Below are 24,546 nucleotides of genomic sequence, written 5' to 3'. Positions count from 1 at the left end.
CATGAATGCCATCGTCGAACAACTGAAGAGCACTGCGGCCGCCACCAAGGCAACCGACCTGCGCGCCGCCTTTGCCGCCGATCCGCAGCGTTTCTCCCGCTTCAGCGTATCGCTTGACGACCTCCTCATGGACTATTCCAAGACGGCGGTGAACGACGAGATCCTGGCTCTCCTGGTCAAGCTCGCCGAAACGGGCGGCGTCGAAGCCAAACGCGATGAGATGTTTGCTGGCAAGGCGATCAACTTCACTGAAAACCGTGCCGTCCTACACACAGCCCTACGCAACCGCTCCAACACGCCGGTGCTGGTCGACGGCAAAGATGTCATGCCCGATGTCAACGCCGTGCTTGCAGCTATGGGCAAATTCGCCGACGGCATCCGTTCCGGCAGCCTCAAGGGCGCGACCGGCAAGGCGATCACCGACATCATCAACATCGGCATCGGCGGCTCCGACCTCGGCCCCGTCATGGCAACGCTCGCGTTGGCGCCTTTCCATGACGGCCCGCGGGCGCATTTCGTCTCCAACATTGACGGCGCCCATATCGCCGATACGCTGAAGCTTGTTCAGCCCGAAACGACGCTTTTCATCGTCGCGTCCAAGACCTTCACGACGGTGGAGACGATGACGAATGCGCAAACGGCGCGCAAGTTCATTGCCGATGCGCTCGGGGAGACAGCCGTCCAGCATCATTTCGCCGCCGTTTCGACGGCCCTCGACAAGGTCGCAGCCTTCGGCATCGGGAGCGAACGCGTCTTCGGCTTCTGGGACTGGGTCGGCGGTCGCTATTCCCTCTGGTCGGCGATCGGCCTGCCGATCATGATCGCCATTGGCCCGGAGAATTTCATCAAATTTCTCGAGGGCGCCCATGCCGTCGACAATCACTTCCGCGAAGCGCCAATCACCAGGAACCTGCCAATGCTGCTTGGCCTGATTGGCTTCTATCATCGCAATGTGCTCGGCTATCCGACCCGTGCGATCTTACCCTACGATCAGCGCCTGTCGCGCTTCCCGGCGTATTTGCAACAGCTCGACATGGAATCGAACGGCAAGGGTGTCACGATCGATGGCACGCCTGTCGAGGGCAATTCTGGTCCTGTTGTTTGGGGCGAACCGGGCACCAATGGCCAGCATGCCTTCTACCAGCTGATCCACCAGGGCACGAGCATCATACCGGCCGAATTCATGATCGCTGCCAATGCCTTCGAGCCGCAACTGCGCCACCAGCACGAGCTTCTGATATCGAATGTGCTCGCACAGTCCGAAGCGCTGATGAAGGGCCGCACCTTCGAAGAGGCGAAGAAGCAGCTGACCGACAAGGGCATGGACGACAAGAAGGCCGACTTCATCGCTCCGCATCGCGTCTTCACCGGCAATCGTCCGTCAATCACCTTCGTCTACGACAAGCTGACGCCCTATGCACTCGGTCGCCTAATCGCGCTCTATGAGCACCGCGTCTTCGTCGAAGGCGTTCTCTTCCGCATCAATTCCTTCGACCAGTGGGGCGTCGAGCTCGGTAAGGAACTGGCAACTGGCCTGCTACCTGTCGTGGAAGGAAAAGAAAGCGCTGCGGGTCACGACTCTTCGACGCAGGGTCTAGTGGCGGCGCTGGCAAAACTCGCGAAGTAAGTCTTTGCCCTCGAATACTCCCGCGGTACGCTGCGGGAGTAGCTTATGCTATGCTGAGAAGCCCAACGCCCTGTGGCCTTGTTTGCGCCCGGCTTGTCTGATCTAACCACAGGTATGACGACTCCGGTCTATCGACTCCGCCCGTCCGTTGTGGCCGACTACGAGGCCATTGCCGACGTTTGGCACAGCAGCGCCAGCTTGCCGGATGTGGGGCCGCCCATCATGCCGACCCTCCGGGAACTTCGCGAACGTGTAGACGTTGCATTTGCTGCGAGTTGGGAGGTGACGCTTGCTGCGCGCGAACGCGACGTCCGCGGGTTTGTCGCGATCAAACCCCGTGAAGCCGTTCTCGATCAATTGTTTGTCCGGCCCAGATTTCTCGGTCACGGCATTGGCCGGGCGCTCCTTGACCACGCGATGACCACAATGCCGGCCGGTTTCACGCTGTTTACGGCCTCCAGCAACACCAGGGCGCGAACGTTCTATGAAAAGGCCGGGTTGGTTTTTCTCAGCGAAGCTGCGCACCCGCGGACGGGCCATCCTGTCAGCTGCTATGGCTGGAGCAGTCTCTGAGAAGTTCAGATGACGTTCACTGCCGCAATAGAAATGGCCAGGGCCAAAGAAACAAGGGTGCCAACGTATGCGTCAGTTTTTTTCATGACCGATGTCGAAAATTCGACTTCACAACACGTTCTTACCAAGCGTTTTCGGGAGTGAATGCACATGACGGACGACGAACTTGTAAACTTCGAAGCACACGGCGCGACACCCCTGCCAAAGTCGGAGAATGAAGGCTTCGTCAAAAATGACGGCGCTAGCATCTGGTATGCGACCTACGGTTCCGGCCCGGCCGTCATCTTGCTGCATGGCGGTCTCGGCAACGCCGGAAACTGGGGCTATCAGGTGCCGGCACTGGTCGCCGCTGGCCGGCAGGTCGTCGTCATCGACAGTCGCGGCCACGGTCGCAGCACGCGCGACGCGCGTCCGTATCATTATGTCCAAATGGCGGCTGATGTGCTTGCCGTCATGGATCGACTGGAACTCGCCAAAGCCGCCCTCGTCGGCTGGAGCGATGGCGCCTGTACGGCACTGGTCCTGGCCGACAAGCACCCGGAGCGAGTTGCCGGTGTGTTTTTCTTCGCCTGCAACATGGATCCCAGCGGCACGCTTGAATTCAAGCCGACACCGGTGATTGATCGGTGCTTCAGTCGCCATCGCAAGGATTATCAGGCGCTATCCGCCACGCCCGACGCCTTCGAGAGCTTCGTGACCGACGTGTCGAAGATGATGGCAACGGAACCGAATTATACGGCCGCCGACCTCGCCCGCATCAAGGTGCCGGTCGCCATCGTGCTCGGGGATAATGACGAGTTCATCAAGCGCGAGCACGCTGATTACCTGGCGCGCAGCATTCCCGATGCCGAACTGATCCTCCTTCCGGAGGTCGGCCATTTCGCGCCACTTCAGCGGCCGGAGCACTTCAACCGCGAAGTGCTCGCCTTTCTCGATCGATTATAGGCCTCGTCTTAGAGGCCGATTTCCTTGGCCCACGGCGGATTTGCGCCGGCGCGCGAGACCGTGACAGAGGCCGCCTTCGCACCAAGCGAGAGCGCGTTCTGCAGCGCCCTTTCGCTGAGCGACGCGACTTTTTCCTTGGTCAGGAGATCGTCGATCTTCAGAGAGGCAAGCACGCCGGCGTCGAAGGTGTCGCCCGCCCCGACGGTATCGACGACGGTGACGCGCTCGCTCGGGACGGTAACCTTGCGCGCGTTGGTGTAACCCGACGCGCCTTCAGCGCCCTTGGTGATGACGACGAGCTTGGCGCCCTGCTTCAGCCAGTAGGCCGCCAGGTCGTCATGGCTGCCCTCGAGTCCGAACCACGCGAGGTCCTCGTCGGAGAATTTCAGGATGTCGGACTTCGACGCCATGCGCTTGATGCGCGCCATGTGGGCTTCCTTGTTCTTGATGAAGCCGGGGCGGATGTTGGGATCGAGCGAAATCACCCGCTTGTCGCACTCGCGGTCGAGCAGAGCTTCATAGGTTTCGCCGCAGGGGCTGGGGATGAGGCTTATCGCGCCGAAATGCAGCGCCTCACAATCGTTGCCGAGAACAGGAAGATCGTCGGTGGTGATCATGCGACCCGCTGTACCTTCATCGTAGAAGGCATAGGTCGCCTGACCATTGACCAGCTTGACGAAGGCGAGTGTGCAGGGGCGAGGCGCGGTCGCGCAGAGGCTGAAGTCGACATTGCTCGCCTTCAGCGTATCGCGCAGGATTTCGCCCATCATGTCATCGGCAAGACCGGTGAAGAAGGCCGTCGGAATGCCGAGGCGTCCGAGCGCAATCGCCGTGTTGAAGATCGCCCCCCCGGCGTACGGCGCAAAGGCCTTCTCGCCGAAAGTCGTCTCCCGCGGCAGCATGTCAATCAGCGCTTCGCCACAGCACAAAATCATTCCGGCCTCCCAAGAATTACGATCCATCGATGTTCAAATCGATTAGATAATTTCATGGCAAAAGCAAAGCGCTACGACGCAATTCTTCATTCAAAGTGATGAAATGCCGCCATTGCGTCCGGACCAGGCGAGCGGCGCATCGAGGAATGCCTCGACTTCGCCCAAGGTCTTTTCGTCGAACAGCTTCTGCGCCTTGGCAACAGCGAGCACATCGCGCCAAGTTGCGATGTAGTGCAGCTTCACCTTGCCATCGGCAAACCGCAGCGCGCCTTCGTCGAAAATGCCATAATAAAACAGTGCGATACCGTGGTCGACCAAGCCACCGGCAGCCCGCACGGCATCGATGAACTTGAACATGCTGCCGCCAGCCGTCGTCAGGTCCTCAATGACGAGCACGCGGGAGCCCTCTGGCATGCTGCCTTCGATCTGCGCGTTGCGGCCATGACCCTTCGGTTGCTTGCGGACATAGATCATCGGCAGGCTAAGGCGATCGGCGAGTAGTGCCGCAAAGGGAATGCCTGCGGTTTCCCCACCTGCTATGCAATCGAACTGCTCGAAACCGGCATCGCGCAAGACGACACTCGCGGCAAAATCCATCACGGTCGAGCGAACACGCGGAAAGGAGAGCAGCTTGCGGCAGTCAATGTAGACCGGGCTCGCCATACCGGAAGCGAACTTATAAGGCTGGGCGGCATTGAAGTGCACCGCCTTGATCTCCCAGAGCATCTTCGCCACGAGTTCCGCCATCACGGCGCGGTCGGTGAATGTTGTCTGGATCATCGCTCTCTCCTTTGGTCTAATTTATGGGGCAATAGCAGCAAGTGCCGCAAGTTTCCAGAACCGCGAGTGCTTCCATGCCGACAATGAAGGAAAATGCCTTGGTGATCGAAGATCGATGACCTGCTGCCGCGCGAGGAAAAGCCGACAAGAACCAGGTTCGCGGTGCTGTGGTCCGCGATGCACCAATTCTTTCAGCTATTTGCGCTTGCACCCCGGCGTAGCGACGATATCGTCAAGCCATGGACCATATCGAAGTTTTCCAGCGCCTCGGCGTCGCACTCGCCATCGGCCTGCTCGTCGGCGTCGAGCGGGGCTGGCAGGAGCGCGAGGTTCGCGCGGGCGGCAGGACGGCGGGTATCCGCACCTTCGGTCTGACCGGCTTTCTCGGCGGAATAGCTGGAACGCTTCAGCCCATGATCGGCCCCCTTTTGCCCGCGGCAATCGCTGTGCTTCTGGGTCTGATCTACATTGCCGGCAAGTGGCAGGAGACAAAGGAGGACGAGGACTACAGCATCACCTCAGTCGTGGCCGCCCTTGTGGTGTTCGGGCTCGGCGTTCTGGCTGCCGTCGGCGATATCGTGACCGCGGCAGCTGGCGGCGTCGCAACGACGGTCGTTCTTGCGGCGCGCCACAGCCTGCACGGCTTTCTCAGAGGGTTGACCTGGGTGGAACTTCGCTCGGCGCTGCTATTGCTCGCGATGACTGCGATTGCGCTGCCACTGTTGCCGGATGAGGCACTCGATCCCTGGGGTGCACTCAATCCCTATTCCCTGTGGCTTTTGACGATCACCATCGCAGCCCTGTCGTTTGCCGGTTACACCGCGATTCGATTAATGGGCACTAGCCGTGGCGTTCTGCTGGCGGGGGCGGCAGGTGGGCTCGTCTCGTCGACAGCCTTGACGCTTTCCTTCGCCCGCTACTCTTCGGAGGCGCCGCAGAGTGCGCGGCAGCTTGCGGCGGGGGCAGGAATTGCCGGCGCGCTCTCGTACGCTCGCGTGCTCGTCATTGCGAGCGCGCTCTCCGTTGCTATGCTGGTGCCCCTCGCGTCCGCGCTCATCCCAGCGATCATCGGCTTCCTGGCGGCCGGCCTATTTTCGGTTTGGCTTTCCAAGACTGCGACTGAGGCCCCGGAGATCGACCTGAAAAACCCTTTCGAGCTCAAGACCGTCCTCTCCTTCGCGGCGCTTCTGGGCCTCATCAGCCTCGTCTCGAAGATGGCGATCGACTACGTCGGGCCATCCGCGCTCTTCGTCGTGGCAGCGATCTCTGGCCTCGTCGATGTCGATGCCATCACGCTTTCGACCGCACGCCTCGTCGGCACCACGATTGACGTGAGAACGGCGGCCGATGTTATCCTGATGGCCGTTGCGGTCAACACGGTGGCGAAGGTGGTTCTTGCCTTCACCACGGGACGGCAAGCATATGCGTTGTCGCTCGGCGCGGCATCGGCCGTGGCGGTGGTCCTCGGAGGAGCCGGCTATTTTGCGGCGCGCAGCTTTTTGCCGGGCTGAAGCCGATCGCAACACCGAAAGCAGGCAAGCCAGCAACTACGACAGTAATGCGATATCGGCGGGCAACATCCGCTGATAAAGCGCGATCGCCGCCCGTCCCTCTGCATCATCCAGTGAGATTGCATAGCGAACGGCGGCAGCCAGCAGCTGCATGGTAAGTCTGGCGATGGCGACCAGTTCACCTTTGCTCCGCTCCGGCTTCAGCTTTGCAAGGACGGAAAGCAAGGCCTGGGCGTGAAATTCCATGTCCTTTGCATCGACCTCCTGAAGCAGGCGATCGGCCTGCGTAGCGAACCATATATCCCGCATGACCGGCTCTTGACGGAAGAAGTCATAATATTGGTCGGCGATATTGCAGAGCGCCTGCCGCAGCGTGGTAGCGTCCGTCACCATTGCAAGCTCGGACGCCACGCAAGCCCTGCCCTGCTCGTTGAATCGTTCGGCGAGCGTTCGGATAATCGAACTCTTGTCCGGAAAATATTGGTAAAGCGCTCCGAACGATAACTCGGCCTTTTCTACGATCTCGCTCATCTTTAGGGCGTCGCTACCGTTTTTCTCGATCAGCTCCAGGGCTACTGAAAGAATCTTCTCGAAACGCTCGCGGCCTCTTTTCTGCTGGGGAATGCGGCGCGGTTGGCCGGTCGACTCCGGTTGCCTCTTGCGCCTCACGGCAACCTCTTCGCCCATCCCACCCTCCTATTTTCCGCTTGACGCAGAAAATAAGAGAGTTTATCGCATTATGCAAATGAGAGACTTTCTCTTGTTTTATTCGGAGGAGTATCCACATGCCGAATTCCGAAATTATTCTCATTGGCGGCGCGGGTAAGACCGGTGGCCGCATCGCCGAACGGCTGACGAGAAAAGATCTCAACTTCCGCTTTGCCTCACGCTCCACTGCGCGCCCATTCGACTGGGCGAAGCCCGCTGACTGGTCCGCAACGCTCATCGGCGCAAGGAGCGCTTATGTGAGCTTCCAGCCTGATCTTGTCGTGTCATGGGCGGCGGACGCGATCGGTGCGCTCGCCAGCACGGCGGTCGATTGCGGTCTCACTCATATCGTTCTGTTGTCGGGTCGTGGCGAGGAAGGCGCGCAACGCGCTGAGGAAGCACTTAAGGCGTCCGGCATCGGCTACACTATCTTGCGCGCCTCCTGGTTCTGCCAGAACTTCAGCGAAGGGGTCTTTGCCGAACCGGTCGCAGCTGGCGAATTGGCTCTTCCGGCCGGTGCCGTGAAGGAACCCTTTATCGATGCGGGCGACATTGCGGATGCGGCGGTGGCCGCGCTGACTGATCCCCGCCATATTGGCAAAACCTACGAACTAACCGGCCCGCGCGCCCTCACCTTCCGCGAGGCGGTCGCCGAGATCGCTGCCGCGTGTGGCAGGAACATCGCCTATCAGCAGATATCCATGGCTGAATTCAAGGAGGGACTTCATGCCGCCGGGCTGCCGAAAGACATGATCGACCTGCTCGAAGAGCTCTTCACGCAGGTGCTCGACGGCAGAAATTCGCTTGTTGGAAGCGGCGTTGCAGAAATGCTCGGTCACCCTGCAAGGGATTTCGCCGACTATGCATGCGGCGCTGCCGCCAATGGAACGTGGAGGATATGATAATGACGCTTGTGCTTTGGATTGTCCTCGCGGCCGCTGCAATCGGCAGCGGCCTTGTCGCCGGCATCTTCTTTGCCTTCTCGACCTTCATCATGACATCGTTTGCCCGCATCCCCACGGAGCAGGGTATCGCGGCGATGAACTCCATCAATGTCACGATCGTCCGCTCGCCCTTCATGCTGCTCTTCGTACCGACCGCGGTTTTCTGCCTCGTGATTGCTGCCGTGGCGTTCTTCAACTGGCGCGGTGGCATCAGCGTCTGGATGCTCTCCGGCGCAATTCTCTATGTCTTTGCGTCGTTCCTCTCGACGATCGCCTTCAACGTGCCGATGAACGACGCGCTGGCGAAAGTCAGCGGCAGTGGCGCCGAGGCGACCGCGCTCTGGGCAACCTATCTCAAGGACTGGACATGGTGGAACCACGTGAGGACGATCGGGTCGCTGCTCGCTTCGATAGCCTTCGTGCGTGCCCTCATGCTTGTGTGACACAAGGCGAAAGGGGATACCTGCCGCCTGAGGATGCCGTTCGCAGAAAGTTAGCGGTTATTTTAAGGGATCGATGATCTCCGGTCGCGGCCCCAAGGTGCCTCGCACGGACCCGGTTTCCTATAACGATACTGCTTGGCCGCGAATTCTGACGGCGGCAATCGGCGGGCCGATGTTTCCGATCAAGAGCCAGCGCGAGCAGCGCCGGCCGGTATGGAGTGAAGATGACCAGCGAGCTCTATCCGGTTCCGGCCCGCACGCTTGGCCACGTAGAGCGCCTTGTCTGCTGCGCTCAGCATGGCGTCGAAATCAATTGGTGTGGAACGCCCTGGCGCCACCCCGACGCTGACCGTGCACCTCAAGGTGTCTTCGTCGAGGTAGATTTCGCGGCTGGCGAAGACCTTGCGGATGCACTCGGCCACCATTTCCGCGCGGCCAGGCATGACTTCTTTCAGAACTAGCGCAAATTCCTCGCCTCCAAGGCGTGCGGCGATGTCGCCGGTCCCGCAGTGTGCGGCGAGGTCGGCGGCGAAAACCTTCAGCACCCGGTCGCCACCAGCGTGCCCAAAAGAATCGTTGATGGACTTGAAATGATCAAGATCGAAGATCAGCACTGCCGTAGCAGGGCCGATCGGGCCCTGCCCGTAGCGATCGAAAAGCGCGCGGCGGTTCACGAGCCCGGTCAGCGGATCCGTCATGGCATCCAGACGGTGCCTTGCGGCGAGCCGCCACTGGTGAAGTGCCAGCGAAAGGGCGCCGATGCCGGTCATGCTGGCGATGCAGATCGCGATACTGAGATCTTCGGCCCAATTGCTTGGCGCAGCGCCCAACACTATCCTGCCATCAAAGATCAGAACGGCAGCACAAAGGACGAAGGAGATCGCCGTCATGCAGTAGAGTGCGGTAATTCCGGTCAGGGGCGCCAGTGCCTCTTCCCGCGCCCGCCAATACTGATAACCGGTAGCGAAGAGCATAGCAGCGATCGCTGTATTTTCAGCGATAAACGCGAGCCCATCATAACCGACCAACAGAGGAGGGATGGAAGCGAGCATTGCCACCAGGGCGCAGGCGATAGTGGCTCGCAACGGCAATCTGTCAGTGCGAAACTGGTAGCCTGCACCCCAAATAGTTGCAAAGCCGGCATGGAAAAGTACGAAAGCGACACCGGCAAACACAACCATCGGATTGTCGACGTACATGCCGTAAGCAACAATGCCGATGACGATGAGAACGAGACCCAAAGTGCAGGTTAAAAGAAAGGTTTCGGAGCGGCGCACACACCAGCTGCCCAGCGATATAAGGGCAAGACACGTGGTCGAGACAGCAAGCGCCATCAAAAGGGATTTGTAATCAAGCATCATGCTTTAGCCGCCCCCATTCGTGCGAAGACTACGGCTCTGCTATGACGAATGTCTTATTTATTTCGCTAAAAATTCACGCATTTAGATCGGCGCCACCACGAGAATAGCTTATCTGCGCCGCCTGCAAAGAAGAGCGGAGTAGAAATCGCATAAATATCAGACGGTCCTTATCGAGCGATATCCCAGTAAAGCGGGAACATTGGATCGAAAACGGTAACTAGACCCGCACCGGTTTCGACCTTACTTGGAAAATTGAGGGGATTATCGCGCTTGACCAGCGTTATTCTTTCCTCGTTGAGCGGCAGGCCATACCAAGCGGGTCCGTTCAGAGACGCGAAGGCCTCGAGCTTGTCGAGCGCGTTTTCCTGTTCGAACACATGCGCAAGGCAGCTCATTGTGTTGATCGAGGTGTAAATGCCGGCGCAGCCGCAGGCGCATTCCTTCAAAGGATCGATATGGGGGGCGGAATCCGTGCCAAGAAAGAAGCGCGGATCGCCGCTCGTTGCAGCTGCACGCAGCGCAAGGCGATGGTTTTCGCGCTTGGCCACCGGCAGGCAATAGTAATGCGGGCGAATACCGCCGACCAGGATGGCATTGCGGTTGATAATCAGGTGATGAGTCGTGATCGAGCCCGCGAGATTGCCCTTCGCGGACTTGATATAGTCGATGCCGTCCTTGGTGGTCACGTGCTCCATCGTAACCTTGAGTTCCGGCAAACGTTTGCGCAGCGGATCCAGGACGGTTTCGATGAAGACCGCCTCGCGATCGAAGATGTCGACACCAGGCGTGGTGACTTCGCCATGAACGCAAAGCGGCAGGCCGATCCTGGCCATGCGTTCCAGCACCGGCATCGCCTTTTCGATATCGCGGACACCGCCATGTGAATTGGTCGTGGCGCCGGCGGGGTAAAGCTTGACGGCGGTAATCAGTCCACTCGTCTTGCCAGCCTCTATGTCATCCGCATTCGTATCTTCCGTCAGATAAAGCGTCATCAGCGGTTGGAACTTGTCGCCCTTCGGCACCGCCGCCATGATGCGACCGCGATAGGCTTCGGCGTCGGCCACGGTCACCACCGGCGGCACGAGGTTCGGCATGACGATTGCGCGGGCGAAGTCACGGCTGGTATCGCCGATCACGCCTTCCAGCATGGCACCGTCACGCAGGTGCAGGTGCCAGTCATCAGGGCGACGGATGGTGATCGATTGCATGCGCTGAAACTCCGCGGGCTAGCCTAATAAGGTTCAGCCCTGCGCATTATCACCCCGACGCGGGGCAAGGCAAACATTTTGCCTGCAGTTCTTCAGGCAGGTGCGCCATATTCGTTGGAACCGGGCGCGCCGGGGCTGAGATACCATACGAGCAGAACGATCCAGCCCACGAGCGGAATGATGCCGACGAGAATCCACCAGCCGGAGCGGCCGATATCATGGAGGCGGCGGACCGCAACGCCTAAGCCGGGAAGCAAGACGGCAAGACCGTAGAGGGCGCCAAGTATTTCGTAGCCGAAGAGGACTTTGTCGAGAAAAGCCACGATCAGTGAGGCGATGACGTTAAAGAGCGCAAACCACCAAAATTCGGGTCGGCCGGCGCGGCCACTGAAGACGGCATACTTAGAGAAGACTGACGAAACTGCTTCCGTGAAGCTCATGCGCTCTCCCTCCAGCTGTGGCCACTTCGCTTGGAGCAGAAGTTGCATGAGGATGAACCTGCAACGATTCCACCTTACGCTGCAAGTCCTGTCAGGGACGGCAGAGAGATCAGGCTGTTTCGAGGGTCATGTCCGCCCTGCGGCGATTACCGAGGATCAGCCGGCCATTGGGCAGATCATTGCCGTAAACCTTGGCGCTCGCCTCCTCCTCGCTCAGCTTGTAGCCGCGCCAGCGCGCCCACAGCCGTTCCTCGAGCAATTCGATCGGCGGCGCCAGCATGACCGAGTAGTCAAAGATGCCTTCGAGCTCGGCCCACTTGCCTTGGCTGAACAGCAGGTAATTTCCCTCGACGATGATGAAACGATGCTCCGGCGACACAACACGCGCAGAGGCGATTGCAATTTCGCGGGAGCGGTCGAAGACGGGGATCAACACCTCCTGGTCGGCAGGGCGCACAGCCCTGATGATATCGAGAAATCCCCTGACGTCGAATGTCTCCGGGATACCCTTGCGTGCCAGAAGACCGCGTTCGATGAGGATGGCATTGTCCATGTGGAAGCCGTCCATCGGCAAGACCTCAGCCGTTTCGCCCCTGGCCTTCAGGGCATCGGCAAGATTGTCCGCCATGGTGGACTTGCCGGCGCCTGGGGGACCGGCGATGGCGATCAGGAAACGTTTGACATCGCCGGCGCGGACGATGACTTCGCCGGCGATTTCATCGATCGTTGCGCTCATGCGGCAACCGGCTCCGTCGGCACGGCCTTGGCGCCGGTCATGAAGGCGACGGCATCGGACATCGTATATTCCTTCGGATTGATGACAGTCAGACGGCGGCCCAGCCGATGAATATGAATGCGGTCGGCGACTTCGAAAACATGCGGCATGTTGTGCGAGATCAGCACGATCGGCAAGCCACGCGAACGCACGTCGAGGATGAGCTCCAACACCTTGCGGCTTTCCTTGACGCCGAGGGCAGCCGTCGGCTCGTCCATGATGACGACCTTCGAGCCGAACGCCGCGGCACGGGCCACAGCCACACCCTGGCGCTGGCCACCCGAAAGGGTTTCGACCGCCTGGTTGATGTTCTGGATGGTCATAAGGCCAAGCTCGGACAGCTTGGAGCGTGCCCGCTTCTCCATCGCCGGGCGATCGAGCATGCGGAACCAGCTGCCGAGGATACCCGGCCGACGAATTTCGCGGCCGAGGAACATGTTATCGGCGATCGAGAGCGCCGGCGACAGGGCGAGGTTCTGGTAGACGGTCTCGATACCGGCTTCGCGCGCCTCCATCGGAGACTTGAAATGCACGGTCTTGCCTTCCAGTGTGATCTCTCCCTCATCGGGGCTGACGGCCCCTGAGATGGCCTTGATGAGCGAGGATTTGCCAGCACCATTGTCACCGATGACGGCTAGAATTTCGCCGGGATAAAGGTCGAAATCTGCATGATCGAGTGCGGTAACGCGCCCGTAGCGTTTAACCAGACCACGCGCGGCGAGGATGGGTTCGTTTGCCATGTTACACCGAAACCTTTCTGATCCACTGGTCGATCGCGACTGCGGCAATGATGAGCACGCCGGTGAGCAACACCTTCCACTGCGGATCGGCGCCGAGCATGTTGAGGCCCATCGAGACGACGCCGACGATCATCGCACCGAACAAAGTGCCCAGGATCGAGCCGCGGCCACCGAAGAGCGAGATGCCGCCAATCACGGTCGCCGTGATCGCCTGCAGGTTATAATCCGTCACCGCGGACGAGGGAGAGATCGAGCCGTTACGGCCAATCGAGACCCAGGCTGCGAAGGCGGCAATGATGCCAGAGACGGTATAGACGGTAAGCAGCACGCTCTTGGCCTGAATGCCGGAAAGCTTGGCTGCTTCAGGGTCATCACCAACGGCGTAGACGTGGCGGCCCCAGGCCGTGTGATTGAGGATATACCACAGCACGAGCACGAGCAGCACCATGGCGATGACGCCGAGAGTAAGCACGGCGGTGCCGAGCCTGAAACTGATGGCAAAGAAATGCAACAGAGGCGCCTGCGCATCCACGTCCGCGTCGCGGATCGTTTCGTTGGCGGAATAGATGAAGTTCGTCGCCATGACGATGTTCCAGGTGCCGAGCGTAACGATGAAAGGCGGCAGCTTAACGTAGGCGACGAGGAAACCGTTCAGCAGACCGCAGAGGCCGCCCACAAGCATGCCGGCCAGCACGGCGATCGGCGTGGGGATACCGTAGGTGATGGCGCAATTGCCCATGATCACAGCCGAAATGACCATGATGACGCCAATCGACAGATCGATGCCTGCGGTCAGGATGACCAGCGTCTGCGCTGCGCCGAGAATACCGACAATGGCGATCTGCTGCAGGATGAGCGTCAGCGTGTAGGACGAGAAGAACCGTCCACCGAGCGCGACGCCAAAGATAACGATCGCCAGCACCAGCACAATCAGCGGCACAGCGGCCGGCGTCGAGTGCAGGAAGTGCTGCGCACGTTTCACAAATGGTACGCTTTGGTGTTCGAACGACGCGACGTTCTTGTCGCTGCCGTCAAGCACCCGTTCGAAGTCCTGTGCTCCGGTCATTGTTCCTCCTCCGCTTTCGCGCCGAACCGCGCGCGGAAAGCCCCTGCCCCATATCGCGCCGGTTTTCGTTCGCCGGTTCTTGAGGCAGCAGCTATGGTCAGTCGAAACCGGCCGAGGATCAAGCCCCGGCCGGCAATAGGTTCACGTTTTGGGATTTAGCCCCAGCACTTAGCCGTGCCTTCCTTGGTGTCGATCGACTTCAAACCGGGAACCGGCTTGTCCGTCACCAGCGAAACGCCGGTATCGAAAAACGACTTGCCTTCGGTCGGCTTCGGCTTTTCGCCGCTGTCGGCGAACTTCTTAATGGCCTCGATGCCAAGCGAAGCCATCAGCAGCGGATACTGCTGGGAGGTGGCGCCGATAACGCCTTCCTTGACCGACTTGACGCCCGGGCAACCGCCGTCAACAGAGACGATCAGCACGTTCTTTTCCATACCGACAGCCTTGAGGGCCTGGTAAGCGCCAACAGCGGCCGGCTCGTTGATCGTGTGAATGACGTTGATGCTCGGATCCTTCTGCAGAAGGTTTTCCATCGCCTTGCGGCCGCCTTCTTCGTTGCCGTTCGTCACGTCGTGACCGACGATGCGCGGATCGTTTTCATCACCGATCTTGTTCGGATCCTTGGTGTCGATGCCGAAGCCCATCATGAAGCCCTGGTCACGCAGAACGTCGACGGTCGGCTGCGACGGCGTCAAGTCGAGGAAGCCAACCTTGGCATCCTTTGCCTTGTCACCGAGCGTGTCCTTGGCCCACTGGCCAATCAGCTTGCCAGCGAGCAGGTTGTCGGTTGCAAACGTTGCGTCAGCAGCGTCAGCCGGATCGAGCGGGGTGTCGAGGGCGATCACGAGGAGGCCGGCATCGCGGGCTTTCTTGACCGACGGGACGATGCCCTTCGTATCGGACGCGGTGATCAGGATACCCTTCGCGCCGTCGGCAATGCAGCTTTCGATCGCGGCAACTTGGCTTTCGCTGTCACCATCGATCTTGCCGGCATAGGACTTAAGCGTCACGCCGAGTTCCTTGGCCTTGGCTGTCGCACCTTCCTTCATCTTGACGAAGAATGGGTTGGTGTCAGTCTTGGTGATGAGGCAGGCGGAAACATCCGCGGCCATGGCCGGCGCCGAGAAGGCGACACCGAGGGCGAGCGCTCCGAGCGCGGCGGAAAGCACTGATTTCTTCATTGAGTCCTCCCTGAGATTAGCGACCCACCCCCTGGCGGGCCGGAATTGACGCGCACGAGAACCGCTGCAGTCTCGCCGGCGGCCTCCTCCAAGCCGTTCCGTGCCGTTTGACGATAGCAATTAAGAGCGAAAGAAATTGCCTTGTCAATAAATAAATCCAATTGAATTATTAATTCGCTATGGCATGCTGGACGAAAATAGCGCATAGGCCAACAGATGGGAGGAGTGGCCAATGTCGTCTTTGGACGGTCCGGTACATACGCCGGCTCAACCGCCAATTTTGAGTCCGGCAGGCGGCGCGAACCAGATCAGGGTGCGCGCCTATAACGAGCGGCTCGTGCTGTCGCTGGTGCGCCTTTACGGCTCCCAGTCGAAGGCTGATATCGCGCGGCGAACTGGGCTTTCGGCACAAACAGTTTCCGTCATCATGCGGGCATTGGAGAAGGAAGGCTTGCTCTCCCGCGGCGAGCCAGTGCGTGGCCGTGTCGGCCAGCCATCTATCCCGATGCGGCTCAATCCCGATGCGGTTTACTCATTCGGCGTAAAAATGGGTCGACGCAGCGCCGACCTGGTGCTGATGGATTTCGTGGGCAATATCCGCCTTCAGCTTCACCAGACCTATGCCTATCCGCTGCCCGATGTCTTTCTGGATTTCATCACCACAGGGATCCGCGATCTCGAAAACCGGCTCGACGAAAAGCAGCGTGGCCGCATTGCCGGCATCGGTATCGCAGCCCCCTTCGAGCTCTGGAACTGGGAAGAGGAAGTCGGTTCACCAAAAGGTGCAATGGATGTGTGGCGCGACTTCGATCTCCACACCGAGATTGCCGCCCGCGTGCCCTACCCGGTCTACCTGCAGAACGATGCGACAAGCGCCTGCGGCGCCGAACTCGTGTTCGGGATCGGACCATCCTATCCCGACTTCGTCTATTTCTTCATCGGCTCCTTCATTGGCGGCGGCATTGTCCTTAATTCCGCAATCTTTTCGGGCCGCACGGGTACAGCCGGCGCCATTGGTCCACTCCCTGTGCGCGGCAAGCACGGCGAAACAATGCAGTTGCTTGAAGTTGCCTCAATTTTTGTTCTGGAAAATATGCTGCGCGAACGCGGCATCGACCCGCAACCCCTCTGGTATTCCGCCGACGACTGGATCGATTTTGGCGAGCCTCTGGAGATGTGGATCCAGGACACCGCCCGAGCACTCGCACAGGCGATCGTCGCGGCCGCCTCGATCATCGATTTCAGCGCTGCCGTGATCGACGGCGGCTTTCCCGGATGGGTGCGCGAACGAATTGTGCAGGCGACGATCCACGAGGCCGCGATGCTCGATCTGCAGGGCGTCGTCATGCCCGACATCATTGAAGGTGCAATCGGCCCTCATGCGCGCGCTATCGGCGGCGCCAGCCTGCCGATCTTCGCGCGCTACCTCACGGACCAGAACGTTTTATTCAAGGAGGTCGAAAATGCTGAAGGGACTTAACCCACTTTTGAGCCCGGAACTGCTTTCGACGCTGCGTGCCATGGGACACGGCGACGAAATCGCCATCGTCGACGGCAATTATCCCGGCGTCGAACATGCACGGCGGTTGATCCGCCTCGATGGCCACGGCATCGTGGCCGTTCTCGATGCCGTTCTCAGCGTCCTGCCGATCGACGATTTCGTTCCGGAAGCGATCTTCCGGTCGACTGTCAAGGCCGAGCGGGACAGGCTCGATCCGGTTCATGAGGAAATGATCGACTGCTGCGCCCGCCACGAGCCGCATCGACAGGTGGTGCCGCTCATCGGGGCAGACTTTTACAATCGAGTGCGGGCCGCACACGCCGTGATCCAGACCAGCGAACCGCGGCTCTATGCCAACATCATCCTGCGTAAAGGTGTCATCTACCCCGAACAGGCGGGCGACCACGCCGTTGAAAAGGCAGACGTCGACCCCTTTACGTACTGAGCGTCAGATTTCGCCGGCCAATGGTCCCCAGACATCCGTCAAGGCAAAACCGCCGGGATGGGGATCGAAGGGATCAAGGGCGACCTGCGAAAGACCGAAGGTGAAACCGCGCCCGGCGATCGTTGGTATGATCGCGGGACGACCGGCGACTTCGGCTTCCGCCAACAATCCGACTTCGAATTCGGAACCGATGATTGACCGCGACTTGAAGACATCCCCAACCTTCGCCTTGCCGCGCGCATGTCGTGCCGCAAGGTTGGCAGAATTGCCCGTGCCGCAAGGCGAGCGATCGGCGCGTCCCGGCCACATGGTCGTGCAGGTGCGAACGGTGCCGTCTGCTTCGAGGTCGCGGAACATGACATAGGCGACGCCGGAGATTGCCGGTATTTCCGGATGAACAACATCGATGCCGCGGTTGATCAACTCCTTCAACACCATGCCAGCCTGCACGAGCGCCGCGGCATTGCCCTTTTCGATCGTCAAGTTGATCTGCCCTACATCGACTAGCGCGTAGAAGATACCGCCATAGCAGAGATCCACCTTGATCTTGCCCCAGTGCGGTGTCTCGACCTCCACGTCGAGTTCGTGGACGAAGGACGGAACCATCGTGAGCTTGACCTTCTCGCAGCGCCCGTCGCGGCAGGTCGCCGTCGCCTTGACGAGGCCGGCGGCCGTCTCCAGCGTGACGATGGTTTCTGGTTCCTTCATCTCGACTATGCCGGATTCCAGCAAGGCCGTTGTGACGCAGATCGAGTTCGAGCCTGAGCTTGCATGCGCCTGATCAGGCTGGAGGATGATGAAGGCCGCGTCGGCATCCGGATGTTTCGGTGGCAGCAGCAAATTGACCGAGCCAATCGGCGCGCCGCGTGGTTCGAGGCAGAGGAAACGGCGAAGTTCCTGACCCTTCGGATTGGTGTTTAGCCAGTCCAGCTGTTCGGCGACTGTCTTGCCGGGGATCTTGGGTACCCCACCGATCGCGACCTTGCCGATCTCACCTTCGGCGTGAACGTCCAGAAGCTGGATCGTGCGCTTCCATCTCATCAGTCAACTCCTCTCAAGCGTACCCGCGTGATTTCGCCTTAGGCCGCATCGTTGGCCAATGTCCGGCATCATGTCAGCCTGATATATCAGATCGCCACAAGTTGCCTATGGGTATTTTCGTCTGCGAGGACTTTGCGACCGCCAACTGCAAGCAACGCGCGACGCAGTGTAGGCACCCCGCCCATATCGGCCAGCGAAGGACTTATGATTATCGACCCGGAAAGCAAAATAGAAAAGAGCCCGGCGCGGGAGGAGGTGTACCGGGCTCTTGATCCTGACTGACAACTGGGAGGAGGAGTGTTGCCAGTCCGATGAAGGAGCGCTGGGAGGAGGAGTGCGCTGCCTTCGAGATAATAGATAGCCCACCGTTTCGATCAGGAATAGGGATAATACCGCAATGCAGCAATGCGTTTTGCGCATATCTCGGCGATCGCTAAAGCCTCTTTTTGCGGCATTTTTTCCATCGCCTTTTGCGTTCACGCGAAATAGGCATCGCTGCGTGGCCTGCTGCCGTCGCCATTAAGGTATTACGCGAGGGCCTGCCCAAATCTCCGACTTGCGCCTAGAGGTGCGGTACCGAGCCGAGCTATCTCGCGATGCGGTATCCCTGGCTCGACAGGCACGTGACATACTGCCGGTGTGCCGCGGCGGCCGCGGTTGCCTCTTCCGCCGCCGGATCGATCGGATAGCCGCCCATGCCGGCGCGCAGTTCGTATTGCTTCTTCGCCTCGCGATACATGAAATTGCCGTCACCGACACAGATGCGATGCGCAACACCCGGTAAATTGAGCGGCGGATCAAAGGGCGCCGCGACGGGCACGAGGGTCGGCATATTGGCGTCGACGCAGCCGGCAAGGGCCGCAACGGCCACGCACAACGCAAACGCTCCCACCATACTCCTCGGCATATTCCCTCCGGCCACGCGCGATGAATCGCTGCATGCGGGCAGCGCCGACCACACCATGACTTCGCAATATTGCGCCAAGCTAGCGCGCCGGCCCGAGCGAAGCGAGTCAGGCCGTGCAGATACCATCGACCCCGACCTTCTGGAACAGGTGCGGTCTTGCAATTGCGGACGGCGGATAGCCCGCCAGCTTCGCCCGGAACTCAGGGTGCGTGAAGGCTGTGCAAAACGCTTCGTTCGTTTCCCACACCGCATAGTTCAGGTAGGTCGGGCTCTCACCGATGGCGCGATGGAGCTGGGTAGAGATAAACCCCGGCTGGCGCTTCATGAACTCGGCGTCATTCTTCCAGACTTCGAGAAAGCGCTCTTCATCTGCCGCATCGAGCGTGAAGAGGTTGATGAGTACGACCGGTGCGGCTGGGATGGCCAGTTGGCGCTCGATAGGTAGTTTCTCGTCCATGGGCTTCATAGGAGACATTCCTGAGTTCCTTCCGAGTTGTATGCTTGGTGTCAATTCGATATGATCGAGTCATAGTACTTTGACATTATGATGTCAACAAAGATGGATGTTGCCGATGAACAATGCGATTCGAAGCCAAAAGGGCGATGACTTGACCGAGCTGATCCTCGCCCTATTCAGGGCTAATAACCTCACACTTATGTGGGGTGACAGACTGGTCGGGCCATTCGGGCTGACCAGTGCCAGGTGGCAGATTCTAGGAGCGATCGTGCAAGCCAACCGGCCGCAGCCGGTAGCGTGGCTCGCCCGCGATCTCGGAGCAAACCGGCAGAATGTGCAGCGGATCGTGAACGATTTGCACCAGGAAGGAATCGTGATGTTCAAGCCCAACCCGCACCACCGGAGGGCGCATCTCGTGGTGCTAACCGAAAAGGGACGCCGCGCCTACGACTCCGCGATCAACGCATACAACCCGAGGGTCGATTCGCTGGCTGAGGACCTTTCACTCGATGATATCAGGATAGCACACCGCGTGATGACGACGCTGCGCGCAAGACTAGAAGAAGAAATGGATGCTGAAAAGCACGGTTAGCGGTAGATAAACTCCATCAGGCTTCGCTCCAACCACGCGCACACCCGCTCGGCTTAATCCAGATCCGGCATGCGCCGAACCTCATACGCGCCCAACGAATCCGAAGCGATCGCGATCGCAGGATACCGATCTCAGCCGCAGCGTGGGTCTGGGTGATTTTTCAGTTCTGACCTCTGTAATGTCAATTTCGCGAATTCACACGATGCCGCGTCAAACGTAATTTGTTCATGAGCGGGCAGGAGCCGCCCCCGAAGGAATCGAGGATACAAGGACATGAACAAGCGCGCCCTCATCGTTGTCGATATTCAAAACGATTATTTTGCGAACGGCAAATGGCCATTGGCTGGTGCCGAGGCAGCGGCCGACAACGCCGCACGGATCATCGCGGCTGCCCGCGATGCAGGCGATCTAGTGGTCCACGTCACGCATGAGTCGGCCGGCGAGAATGCCGCCTTTTTTCTGGCCGGTTCGGAGGGTGCGCAGATTCACCCGAAAGTGCTGAACCGGCCCGGCGAAACCGTTATCGTCAAGAACCACGTCAACGCGTTCCGTGAAACCGATTTGAAGGCGACACTCGATCGCAATGGCATCGAGGACATCACCGTTGTCGGCAGTATGAGCCACATGTGCGTCGACGCCGTGACACGGGCTGCCAGCGATTTCGGGTATCAGGTGACCGTCATCCACGATGCCTGCGCAACGCGCGATCTCGAATTCAACGGCGCGCTGCTTCCCGCCGCACAGGTGCATGCAGCCTTCATGGCGGCATTTGCCTTTGCCTACGCCTCGGTACTCTCTACGGACGAGGCACTTGCCGTACGCGGCGAACTGAGAGCCTCGGCCTAATGCAGCGATCCTCACGGAGCAAAAAAGGGCGCCCGCCATTGGTCATGGCGGTCATCAGCCAGCAGGCCGCGGCAGGCATTCACGGCCGTTCGCCGTTGACTTCACAGGCAATGAGAGGACAATGCCCCTATGCCTCACCACGCCATTTAAGGGGGCTCCAGATGACAATCGCAAGGAAACTTCAGGACTACATCGACGGTGAGGGCATCGCCTATGAAACCCTCGATCATCATCGCACAGCGACAACCAGCCAATCCGCGCAAGCCGCGCATGTTCCGGGCAGTCGGCTGGCCAAATCGGTCGTCGTACACCACGAAATGGGATATGTTCTGGCCGTCGTTCCAAGCACGCATCGAATCGAACTCAGCACGCTGCAGGAGGTGATGAACAAACGCCTGGGTCTCGCCTCGGAAGATGAGGTCAGTTCGCTTTTCGCCGATTGTGACATTGGCGCGGTCCCACCGATCGGATCGGCCTACAACGTGCCTGTAATCCTCGACGAAAGCCTCGGCAGCGCTAGCGACGTCTATTTCGAGGGCGGCGATCACAGGACACTGGTCCATATGAGCGGGCTCAGCTTCCGCAACCTGATGAAGGATGCGCAAATCGCCCGCTTTAGTCACCGACCGTAATGTCGTGACTCCAGGTCGTACTGGCGCGACCACTAAGAGGTTAGCAGCTCGTACGCCTTCAAGATCGGCAACCACTAGGCTACTCATGGCTGCCCAATGCCCCGGCCATGTGACGCCTGGACGGAGGCAGAGGCTCTTGCTCCTCAGACGCCGTGCGAACGGTCGTAGCCGTTCAGCTGCGGCGGACGCCAGTTCTCCGGCAGGTGCGCTGACCTGTACACTTCCACTTCAAGAGGGTGGCAGGCTGCTGCATCCGACGAATGCTCCGAAGAGCAGTCTCCGCCGGGGCAGGCCGACATGCAGCCGAGAAGATCGATTTCGGCGAAGAACTCCAGGTAGTCCCCCGGCCGGACAGGGCTGGCCTTCATAAAATACTGGCCGGTTTCGCGGGTGAAACCCGTGCACATAAACACGTTCAGGACATCATGGATGTGACCTTCGGCCTCGACCAGCGATTTGCCTGTCTGCGTTGCAAGGGCGCGTGTGAGGTTGGAGTGGCAGCAATGATGATATTGACCCCCATGGCTCAGGAGGTTGTTGGTATAGGGATCGCAGCGCGTACCGATCACGTCGTGCACTGAGCCGCCGAATTCGTCGAAACCGTACCAGTCGAGCGTGTCGTGCGTGATGGTCGCGATTGGGCGCAGGTAGGGCATGTTCGAGAACAACTGGTCGCCGAGGCCGACATGGGTGCCGTTGAGCGCCCGGGTCTTGCCGGTGTAAAGACGCTCGGCGAGATTGTTGGCGTTGAAAAGGTTTAGATCGCCCACCTGCGCTCCCTCAATGCAAAGGATGCGGCAGAAGTGTCCGGCGGGAACCGACCAACAGGCTGCGTCTCGCGCGGGAACCGTGATGCGATCGACGAGCTCGAGATCGTTGCGCAGGGCGCGGTAGGCCGAAAGATCGGGACGCGGCAGCGTCTCGACCGGATAGCAGATCACGGGTTGGATCGCCCTGCGGGCGGCCGCATCCTGGGGGGCATTCGTTGTAGGCTTGGGCTTCATTCCTGTTCTTCTCCGTATCCTAGATCATTCGTCAGGAGACCTTGGCTATGCGCCATCTCCGGAATGGCGCGATCCAGTTCCTGCACGTGTTGCTCGAACACCCGGGATAATCGTCCGCCGCTCCCTTGTTTGCGGAGAGCTGCGGAACCCCCTGATCCCGCCGGCCTCATGCTCAGCGTATGATCGCCAACCCAGCGCCGATTCCGACGATTGCGCCGGTTTCGACAAGCAGGCTGATCCGCCCGGTCCTGGGGGCGGTGAGGCGGGTTTCCATTTTCATTGCCTCCATAACTACTACGGACTCGCCCTTCGTGACTTCAGCGCCGTCCTCCACCAGCCATTGCCGCAACGTGCCGGGAATCGGTGCGGTCAGGGTGCCATCATCGGTCTTAGGTACACTGGCGACCGCAGGCTTCTGCACACTGGGGCTCGAGAACAATGTTGCCGGCAAGCCAAGTTCGTGGCGCTTTCCGTCAATCTCGATGAAGCTGCGCAGGAGGCTGCCATCGACCGGATCGACGCGCGGCGACGGCGCAATGCCGCGAAAGGCCGTCTCGATCCAATTCGTAAACACCTTGAAGCCATCCTCCCCCGTGAAGTCCCGTTCATCGAGAACCGCGCGGTGGAAAGGCAGGACGGAGGCGACACCCTCGATGCGAAACTCTGCAAGTGCGCGCCGTGCGCGGACAAGGGCCTCCTGACGCGTCGCCCCAGTGACGATGAGCTTTGCCATCATGGAGTCGTAAAGGCCCGGGATTTCCGATCCCGTTTCGACGCCTGAATCCAGACGTACGCCCGGCCCAGAAGGCGCGCGAAAGTGCGTGATCAAGCCGGGCGTGGGAAGAAAACCTCGGCCGGGATCCTCAGCGTTGATACGGAACTCGAAAGCATGGCCACGCGGCTCCGGCGTCCGCACGACAGAGAGTGGGAGGCCATCGGCCACGCGCAGCTGCTCCGTCACGATGTCGAGGCCCGTCGTTTCCTCGGTCACCGGATGTTCGACCTGGAGGCGAGTGTTGACCTCAAGAAACGAAATCACCCCGTCCTGAGACAATAGGAACTCGACTGTTCCGGCTCCGGTATAGCCGGCTTCGACGCAAATCGCGCGGGCAGCTTCGTGGATGCGGTTGCGCTGTTCCTCAGTGATGAAGGGCGCGGGAGCTTCCTCGACAAGTTTCTGATTGCGACGCTGCAGCGAGCAATCGCGCGTGCCGAGAACCACGGTATTGCCGTGGCTGTCGGCAATCACCTGGGCCTCGATATGGCGCGGTTTATGGAGAAATTGCTCGGCATAGCACTCGCCGCGGCCAAAAGCCTCGGTTGCCTCACGCACGGCGGATTCAAACAGCTCACCGACCTCCTCGAGACGGTGCGCGACCTTCATACCACGTCCTCCACCGCCAAAGGCAGCCTTGATGGCGAGCGGCAGGCCGGTCTCACGTGCAAAGGCAACGGCCTCGGCGGCCGACGAAAGCGGGCCGTTTGATCCCTTGACCAGCGGAGCCCCCACCTTTTCGGCGATACGCCGCGCCTCCACCTTGTCGCCGAGTGCCGTGATGACCTCCGGTGCCGGGCCGACCCAGATCAATCCGGCGTCGATCACAGCCTTCGCGAATTCTGCGCGTTCGGATAGGAAGCCGTAGCCGGGATGGACCGCATCAGCCCCTGAACGGCGGGCGACCTCCAAGATCTTATTGATGTTCAAGTAAGTTTCGGCAGGACGGCCAGGGCCGAGGCCATAGGCCTCGTCGGCGAGTTCTGCGTGCAATGAGCTTGCATCAGCATCCGAATAAATACCAACAGAAACAGCGCCGTAGTCACGCGCGGCGCGCATAATGCGGATGGCGATCTCGCCACGATTGGCGATGAGAAGCTTTTTCATCG

General features: G+C 59.9%; 26 protein-coding genes. 11 read left to right on the top strand and 15 right to left on the bottom strand.

Features of this window, described 5'->3' with window-relative positions; translation table 11 throughout:
- Position 1: 1 nt before the first annotated feature.
- The 3 genes from pgi to BN77_RS06450 all read left to right on the top strand — a co-directional run bounded on the left by pgi (position 2) and on the right by BN77_RS06450 (position 3,145).
- Positions 2–1,627: a glucose-6-phosphate isomerase gene (pgi, locus tag BN77_RS06460; RefSeq protein WP_007529715.1), complete on the top strand. Its 1,626-nt coding sequence runs from the start codon at positions 2–4 to the stop codon at positions 1,625–1,627.
- 93 nt (positions 1,628–1,720) lie between these two features.
- Complete coding sequence (locus BN77_RS31350) at positions 1,721–2,200, top strand: GNAT family N-acetyltransferase (RefSeq protein ID WP_157224430.1); 480 nt, start codon at positions 1,721–1,723, stop codon at positions 2,198–2,200.
- Positions 2,201–2,344: 144 nt separating this feature from the next.
- Complete coding sequence (locus tag BN77_RS06450; RefSeq protein ID WP_040676809.1) at positions 2,345–3,145, top strand: alpha/beta fold hydrolase; 801 nt, start codon at positions 2,345–2,347, stop codon at positions 3,143–3,145.
- Positions 3,146–3,153: 8 nt separating this feature from the next.
- On the opposite strand, the gene BN77_RS06445 is transcribed toward BN77_RS06450, so the two are convergent.
- Together BN77_RS06445 and BN77_RS06440 are read right to left on the bottom strand one after the other, a co-directional pair.
- Entirely contained in the window at positions 3,154–4,080 is a 927-nt protein-coding gene (locus tag BN77_RS06445; RefSeq protein WP_007529705.1) for a carbohydrate kinase family protein, read from the bottom strand.
- 90 nt (positions 4,081–4,170) lie between these two features.
- The gene (locus BN77_RS06440; RefSeq protein ID WP_007529703.1) at positions 4,171–4,860 is read right to left on the bottom strand and encodes an orotate phosphoribosyltransferase; all 690 of its coding nucleotides are present in this window, start codon (positions 4,858–4,860) and stop codon (positions 4,171–4,173) included.
- A 239-nt stretch (positions 4,861–5,099) separates the two neighbouring features.
- Here BN77_RS06440 and BN77_RS06435 point away from each other — a divergent pair, with 239 nt between their 5' ends.
- Positions 5,100–6,371, top strand: a complete 1,272-nt coding sequence (locus tag BN77_RS06435; protein ID WP_007529701.1) for an MgtC/SapB family protein — start codon at positions 5,100–5,102, stop codon at positions 6,369–6,371.
- A 36-nt stretch (positions 6,372–6,407) separates the two neighbouring features.
- On the opposite strand, the gene BN77_RS06430 is transcribed toward BN77_RS06435, so the two are convergent.
- Positions 6,408–7,058 (bottom strand): TetR/AcrR family transcriptional regulator, encoded by a 651-nt coding sequence (locus tag BN77_RS06430; protein WP_007529699.1) that lies wholly within the window; start codon positions 7,056–7,058, stop codon positions 6,408–6,410.
- Between the two features lie 98 nt (positions 7,059–7,156).
- Between BN77_RS06430 and BN77_RS06425 the strand changes: the two genes are divergently transcribed.
- On the top strand, positions 7,157–7,981 hold the full coding sequence (locus tag BN77_RS06425; protein ID WP_007529697.1) for an NmrA family NAD(P)-binding protein: 825 nt from the start codon (positions 7,157–7,159) through the stop codon (positions 7,979–7,981).
- A complete protein-coding gene (locus tag BN77_RS06420; protein WP_007529691.1) occupies positions 7,978–8,466 on the top strand; it encodes an anthrone oxygenase family protein in 489 nt (162 codons plus the stop codon). The genes BN77_RS06425 and BN77_RS06420 overlap by 4 nt, the downstream gene beginning before the upstream one ends.
- A gap of 182 nt (positions 8,467–8,648) precedes the next feature.
- On the opposite strand, the gene BN77_RS06415 is transcribed toward BN77_RS06420, so the two are convergent.
- The 7 genes from BN77_RS06415 to BN77_RS06385 all read right to left on the bottom strand — a co-directional run bounded on the left by BN77_RS06415 (position 8,649) and on the right by BN77_RS06385 (position 15,237).
- Positions 8,649–9,827, bottom strand: coding sequence for a GGDEF domain-containing protein (locus BN77_RS06415; protein WP_007529690.1), 1,179 nt, complete (start codon positions 9,825–9,827; stop codon positions 8,649–8,651).
- A 167-nt stretch (positions 9,828–9,994) separates the two neighbouring features.
- Positions 9,995–11,035: a dihydroorotase gene (gene pyrC / locus BN77_RS06410; protein WP_007529689.1), complete on the bottom strand. Its 1,041-nt coding sequence runs from the start codon at positions 11,033–11,035 to the stop codon at positions 9,995–9,997.
- A gap of 92 nt (positions 11,036–11,127) precedes the next feature.
- Positions 11,128–11,475 carry a DUF805 domain-containing protein gene (locus tag BN77_RS06405; RefSeq protein ID WP_007529688.1) on the bottom strand — a complete coding sequence of 116 codons (348 nt, stop codon included), beginning with the start codon at positions 11,473–11,475 and terminating at the stop codon, positions 11,128–11,130.
- A gap of 109 nt (positions 11,476–11,584) precedes the next feature.
- Positions 11,585–12,211, bottom strand: coding sequence for a nucleoside triphosphate hydrolase (locus BN77_RS06400; protein WP_007529687.1), 627 nt, complete (start codon positions 12,209–12,211; stop codon positions 11,585–11,587).
- Entirely contained in the window at positions 12,208–12,990 is a 783-nt protein-coding gene (locus tag BN77_RS06395) for an ATP-binding cassette domain-containing protein (protein ID WP_007529686.1), read from the bottom strand. The genes BN77_RS06400 and BN77_RS06395 overlap by 4 nt, the downstream gene beginning before the upstream one ends.
- A 1-nt stretch (position 12,991) precedes the next feature.
- On the bottom strand, positions 12,992–14,056 hold the full coding sequence (locus BN77_RS06390) for an ABC transporter permease (RefSeq protein WP_007529685.1): 1,065 nt from the start codon (positions 14,054–14,056) through the stop codon (positions 12,992–12,994).
- Positions 14,057–14,211: 155 nt separating this feature from the next.
- Positions 14,212–15,237 carry a sugar ABC transporter substrate-binding protein gene (locus tag BN77_RS06385; protein WP_007529683.1) on the bottom strand — a complete coding sequence of 342 codons (1,026 nt, stop codon included), beginning with the start codon at positions 15,235–15,237 and terminating at the stop codon, positions 14,212–14,214.
- Positions 15,238–15,469: 232 nt separating this feature from the next.
- Here BN77_RS06385 and BN77_RS06380 point away from each other — a divergent pair, with 232 nt between their 5' ends.
- Positions 15,470–16,717: an ROK family transcriptional regulator gene (locus BN77_RS06380; RefSeq protein ID WP_007529681.1), complete on the top strand. Its 1,248-nt coding sequence runs from the start codon at positions 15,470–15,472 to the stop codon at positions 16,715–16,717.
- Positions 16,701–17,183 carry an RbsD/FucU family protein gene (locus BN77_RS06375; RefSeq protein WP_040676805.1) on the top strand — a complete coding sequence of 161 codons (483 nt, stop codon included), beginning with the start codon at positions 16,701–16,703 and terminating at the stop codon, positions 17,181–17,183. The genes BN77_RS06380 and BN77_RS06375 overlap by 17 nt, the downstream gene beginning before the upstream one ends.
- Positions 17,184–17,186: 3 nt before the next feature.
- Here BN77_RS06375 and BN77_RS06370 read toward each other — a convergent pair whose 3' ends face one another.
- From BN77_RS06370 to BN77_RS06360, 3 genes are all read right to left on the bottom strand, one after another.
- Positions 17,187–18,224, bottom strand: coding sequence for a 4-hydroxyproline epimerase (locus tag BN77_RS06370; protein ID WP_007529677.1), 1,038 nt, complete (start codon positions 18,222–18,224; stop codon positions 17,187–17,189).
- A gap of 586 nt (positions 18,225–18,810) precedes the next feature.
- Positions 18,811–19,131, bottom strand: coding sequence for a hypothetical protein (locus tag BN77_RS06365; RefSeq protein WP_007529675.1), 321 nt, complete (start codon positions 19,129–19,131; stop codon positions 18,811–18,813).
- A gap of 106 nt (positions 19,132–19,237) precedes the next feature.
- Entirely contained in the window at positions 19,238–19,606 is a 369-nt protein-coding gene (locus BN77_RS06360; RefSeq protein WP_040676802.1) for an antibiotic biosynthesis monooxygenase family protein, read from the bottom strand.
- 97 nt (positions 19,607–19,703) lie between these two features.
- On the opposite strand from BN77_RS06360, the gene BN77_RS06355 reads away from it, so the two are divergent.
- The 3 genes from BN77_RS06355 (at position 19,704) to BN77_RS06345 (ending at position 21,658) form a co-directional block, all read left to right on the top strand.
- A complete protein-coding gene (locus BN77_RS06355; RefSeq protein WP_007529673.1) occupies positions 19,704–20,180 on the top strand; it encodes a MarR family winged helix-turn-helix transcriptional regulator in 477 nt (158 codons plus the stop codon).
- 273 nt (positions 20,181–20,453) lie between these two features.
- Entirely contained in the window at positions 20,454–21,026 is a 573-nt protein-coding gene (locus BN77_RS06350; protein WP_007529672.1) for a cysteine hydrolase family protein, read from the top strand.
- 161 nt (positions 21,027–21,187) lie between these two features.
- Positions 21,188–21,658 carry an aminoacyl-tRNA deacylase gene (locus BN77_RS06345; protein WP_007529671.1) on the top strand — a complete coding sequence of 157 codons (471 nt, stop codon included), beginning with the start codon at positions 21,188–21,190 and terminating at the stop codon, positions 21,656–21,658.
- Between the two features lie 143 nt (positions 21,659–21,801).
- On the opposite strand, the gene BN77_RS06340 is transcribed toward BN77_RS06345, so the two are convergent.
- Positions 21,802–22,662 carry an urea carboxylase-associated family protein gene (locus BN77_RS06340; RefSeq protein ID WP_007529670.1) on the bottom strand — a complete coding sequence of 287 codons (861 nt, stop codon included), beginning with the start codon at positions 22,660–22,662 and terminating at the stop codon, positions 21,802–21,804.
- Between the two features lie 172 nt (positions 22,663–22,834).
- Positions 22,835–24,544: an acetyl/propionyl/methylcrotonyl-CoA carboxylase subunit alpha gene (locus tag BN77_RS06335; RefSeq protein ID WP_007529669.1), complete on the bottom strand. Its 1,710-nt coding sequence runs from the start codon at positions 24,542–24,544 to the stop codon at positions 22,835–22,837.
- Positions 24,545–24,546: the final 2 nt, after the last annotated feature.

Source organism: Rhizobium mesoamericanum STM3625 (assembly GCF_000312665.1).
Classification (GTDB): domain Bacteria; phylum Pseudomonadota; class Alphaproteobacteria; order Rhizobiales; family Rhizobiaceae; genus Rhizobium; species Rhizobium mesoamericanum.
This window is presented reverse-complemented; position numbering and strand designations above follow the sequence as displayed.

Bases quoted from the DNA above. Each gene is read 5' to 3' on its own strand.
- pgi (WP_007529715.1), top strand. From the start codon at position 2: ATGAATGCCATCGTCGAACAACTGAAGAGCACTGCGGCCGCCACCAAG.
- BN77_RS06450 (WP_040676809.1), top strand. From the start codon at position 2,345: ATGCACATGACGGACGACGAACTTGTAAACTTCGAAGCACACGGCGCG.
- BN77_RS06445 (WP_007529705.1), bottom strand. From the start codon at position 4,080: ATGATTTTGTGCTGTGGCGAAGCGCTGATTGACATGCTGCCGCGGGAG.
- BN77_RS06440 (WP_007529703.1), bottom strand. From the start codon at position 4,860: ATGATCCAGACAACATTCACCGACCGCGCCGTGATGGCGGAACTCGTG.
- BN77_RS06435 (WP_007529701.1), top strand. From the start codon at position 5,100: ATGGACCATATCGAAGTTTTCCAGCGCCTCGGCGTCGCACTCGCCATC.
- BN77_RS06430 (WP_007529699.1), bottom strand. From the start codon at position 7,058: ATGGGCGAAGAGGTTGCCGTGAGGCGCAAGAGGCAACCGGAGTCGACC.
- BN77_RS06425 (WP_007529697.1), top strand. From the start codon at position 7,157: ATGCCGAATTCCGAAATTATTCTCATTGGCGGCGCGGGTAAGACCGGT.
- BN77_RS06420 (WP_007529691.1), top strand. From the start codon at position 7,978: ATGATAATGACGCTTGTGCTTTGGATTGTCCTCGCGGCCGCTGCAATC.
- BN77_RS06415 (WP_007529690.1), bottom strand. From the start codon at position 9,827: ATGATGCTTGATTACAAATCCCTTTTGATGGCGCTTGCTGTCTCGACC.
- pyrC (WP_007529689.1), bottom strand. From the start codon at position 11,035: ATGCAATCGATCACCATCCGTCGCCCTGATGACTGGCACCTGCACCTG.
- BN77_RS06405 (WP_007529688.1), bottom strand. From the start codon at position 11,475: ATGAGCTTCACGGAAGCAGTTTCGTCAGTCTTCTCTAAGTATGCCGTC.
- BN77_RS06400 (WP_007529687.1), bottom strand. From the start codon at position 12,211: ATGAGCGCAACGATCGATGAAATCGCCGGCGAAGTCATCGTCCGCGCC.
- BN77_RS06395 (WP_007529686.1), bottom strand. From the start codon at position 12,990: ATGGCAAACGAACCCATCCTCGCCGCGCGTGGTCTGGTTAAACGCTAC.
- BN77_RS06390 (WP_007529685.1), bottom strand. From the start codon at position 14,056: ATGACCGGAGCACAGGACTTCGAACGGGTGCTTGACGGCAGCGACAAG.
- BN77_RS06385 (WP_007529683.1), bottom strand. From the start codon at position 15,237: ATGAAGAAATCAGTGCTTTCCGCCGCGCTCGGAGCGCTCGCCCTCGGT.
- BN77_RS06380 (WP_007529681.1), top strand. From the start codon at position 15,470: ATGTCGTCTTTGGACGGTCCGGTACATACGCCGGCTCAACCGCCAATT.
- BN77_RS06375 (WP_040676805.1), top strand. From the start codon at position 16,701: ATGCTGAAGGGACTTAACCCACTTTTGAGCCCGGAACTGCTTTCGACG.
- BN77_RS06370 (WP_007529677.1), bottom strand. From the start codon at position 18,224: ATGAGATGGAAGCGCACGATCCAGCTTCTGGACGTTCACGCCGAAGGT.
- BN77_RS06365 (WP_007529675.1), bottom strand. From the start codon at position 19,131: ATGCCGAGGAGTATGGTGGGAGCGTTTGCGTTGTGCGTGGCCGTTGCG.
- BN77_RS06360 (WP_040676802.1), bottom strand. From the start codon at position 19,606: ATGTCTCCTATGAAGCCCATGGACGAGAAACTACCTATCGAGCGCCAA.
- BN77_RS06355 (WP_007529673.1), top strand. From the start codon at position 19,704: ATGAACAATGCGATTCGAAGCCAAAAGGGCGATGACTTGACCGAGCTG.
- BN77_RS06350 (WP_007529672.1), top strand. From the start codon at position 20,454: ATGAACAAGCGCGCCCTCATCGTTGTCGATATTCAAAACGATTATTTT.
- BN77_RS06345 (WP_007529671.1), top strand. From the start codon at position 21,188: ATGACAATCGCAAGGAAACTTCAGGACTACATCGACGGTGAGGGCATC.
- BN77_RS06340 (WP_007529670.1), bottom strand. From the start codon at position 22,662: ATGAAGCCCAAGCCTACAACGAATGCCCCCCAGGATGCGGCCGCCCGC.
- BN77_RS06335 (WP_007529669.1), bottom strand. From the start codon at position 24,544: ATGAAAAAGCTTCTCATCGCCAATCGTGGCGAGATCGCCATCCGCATT.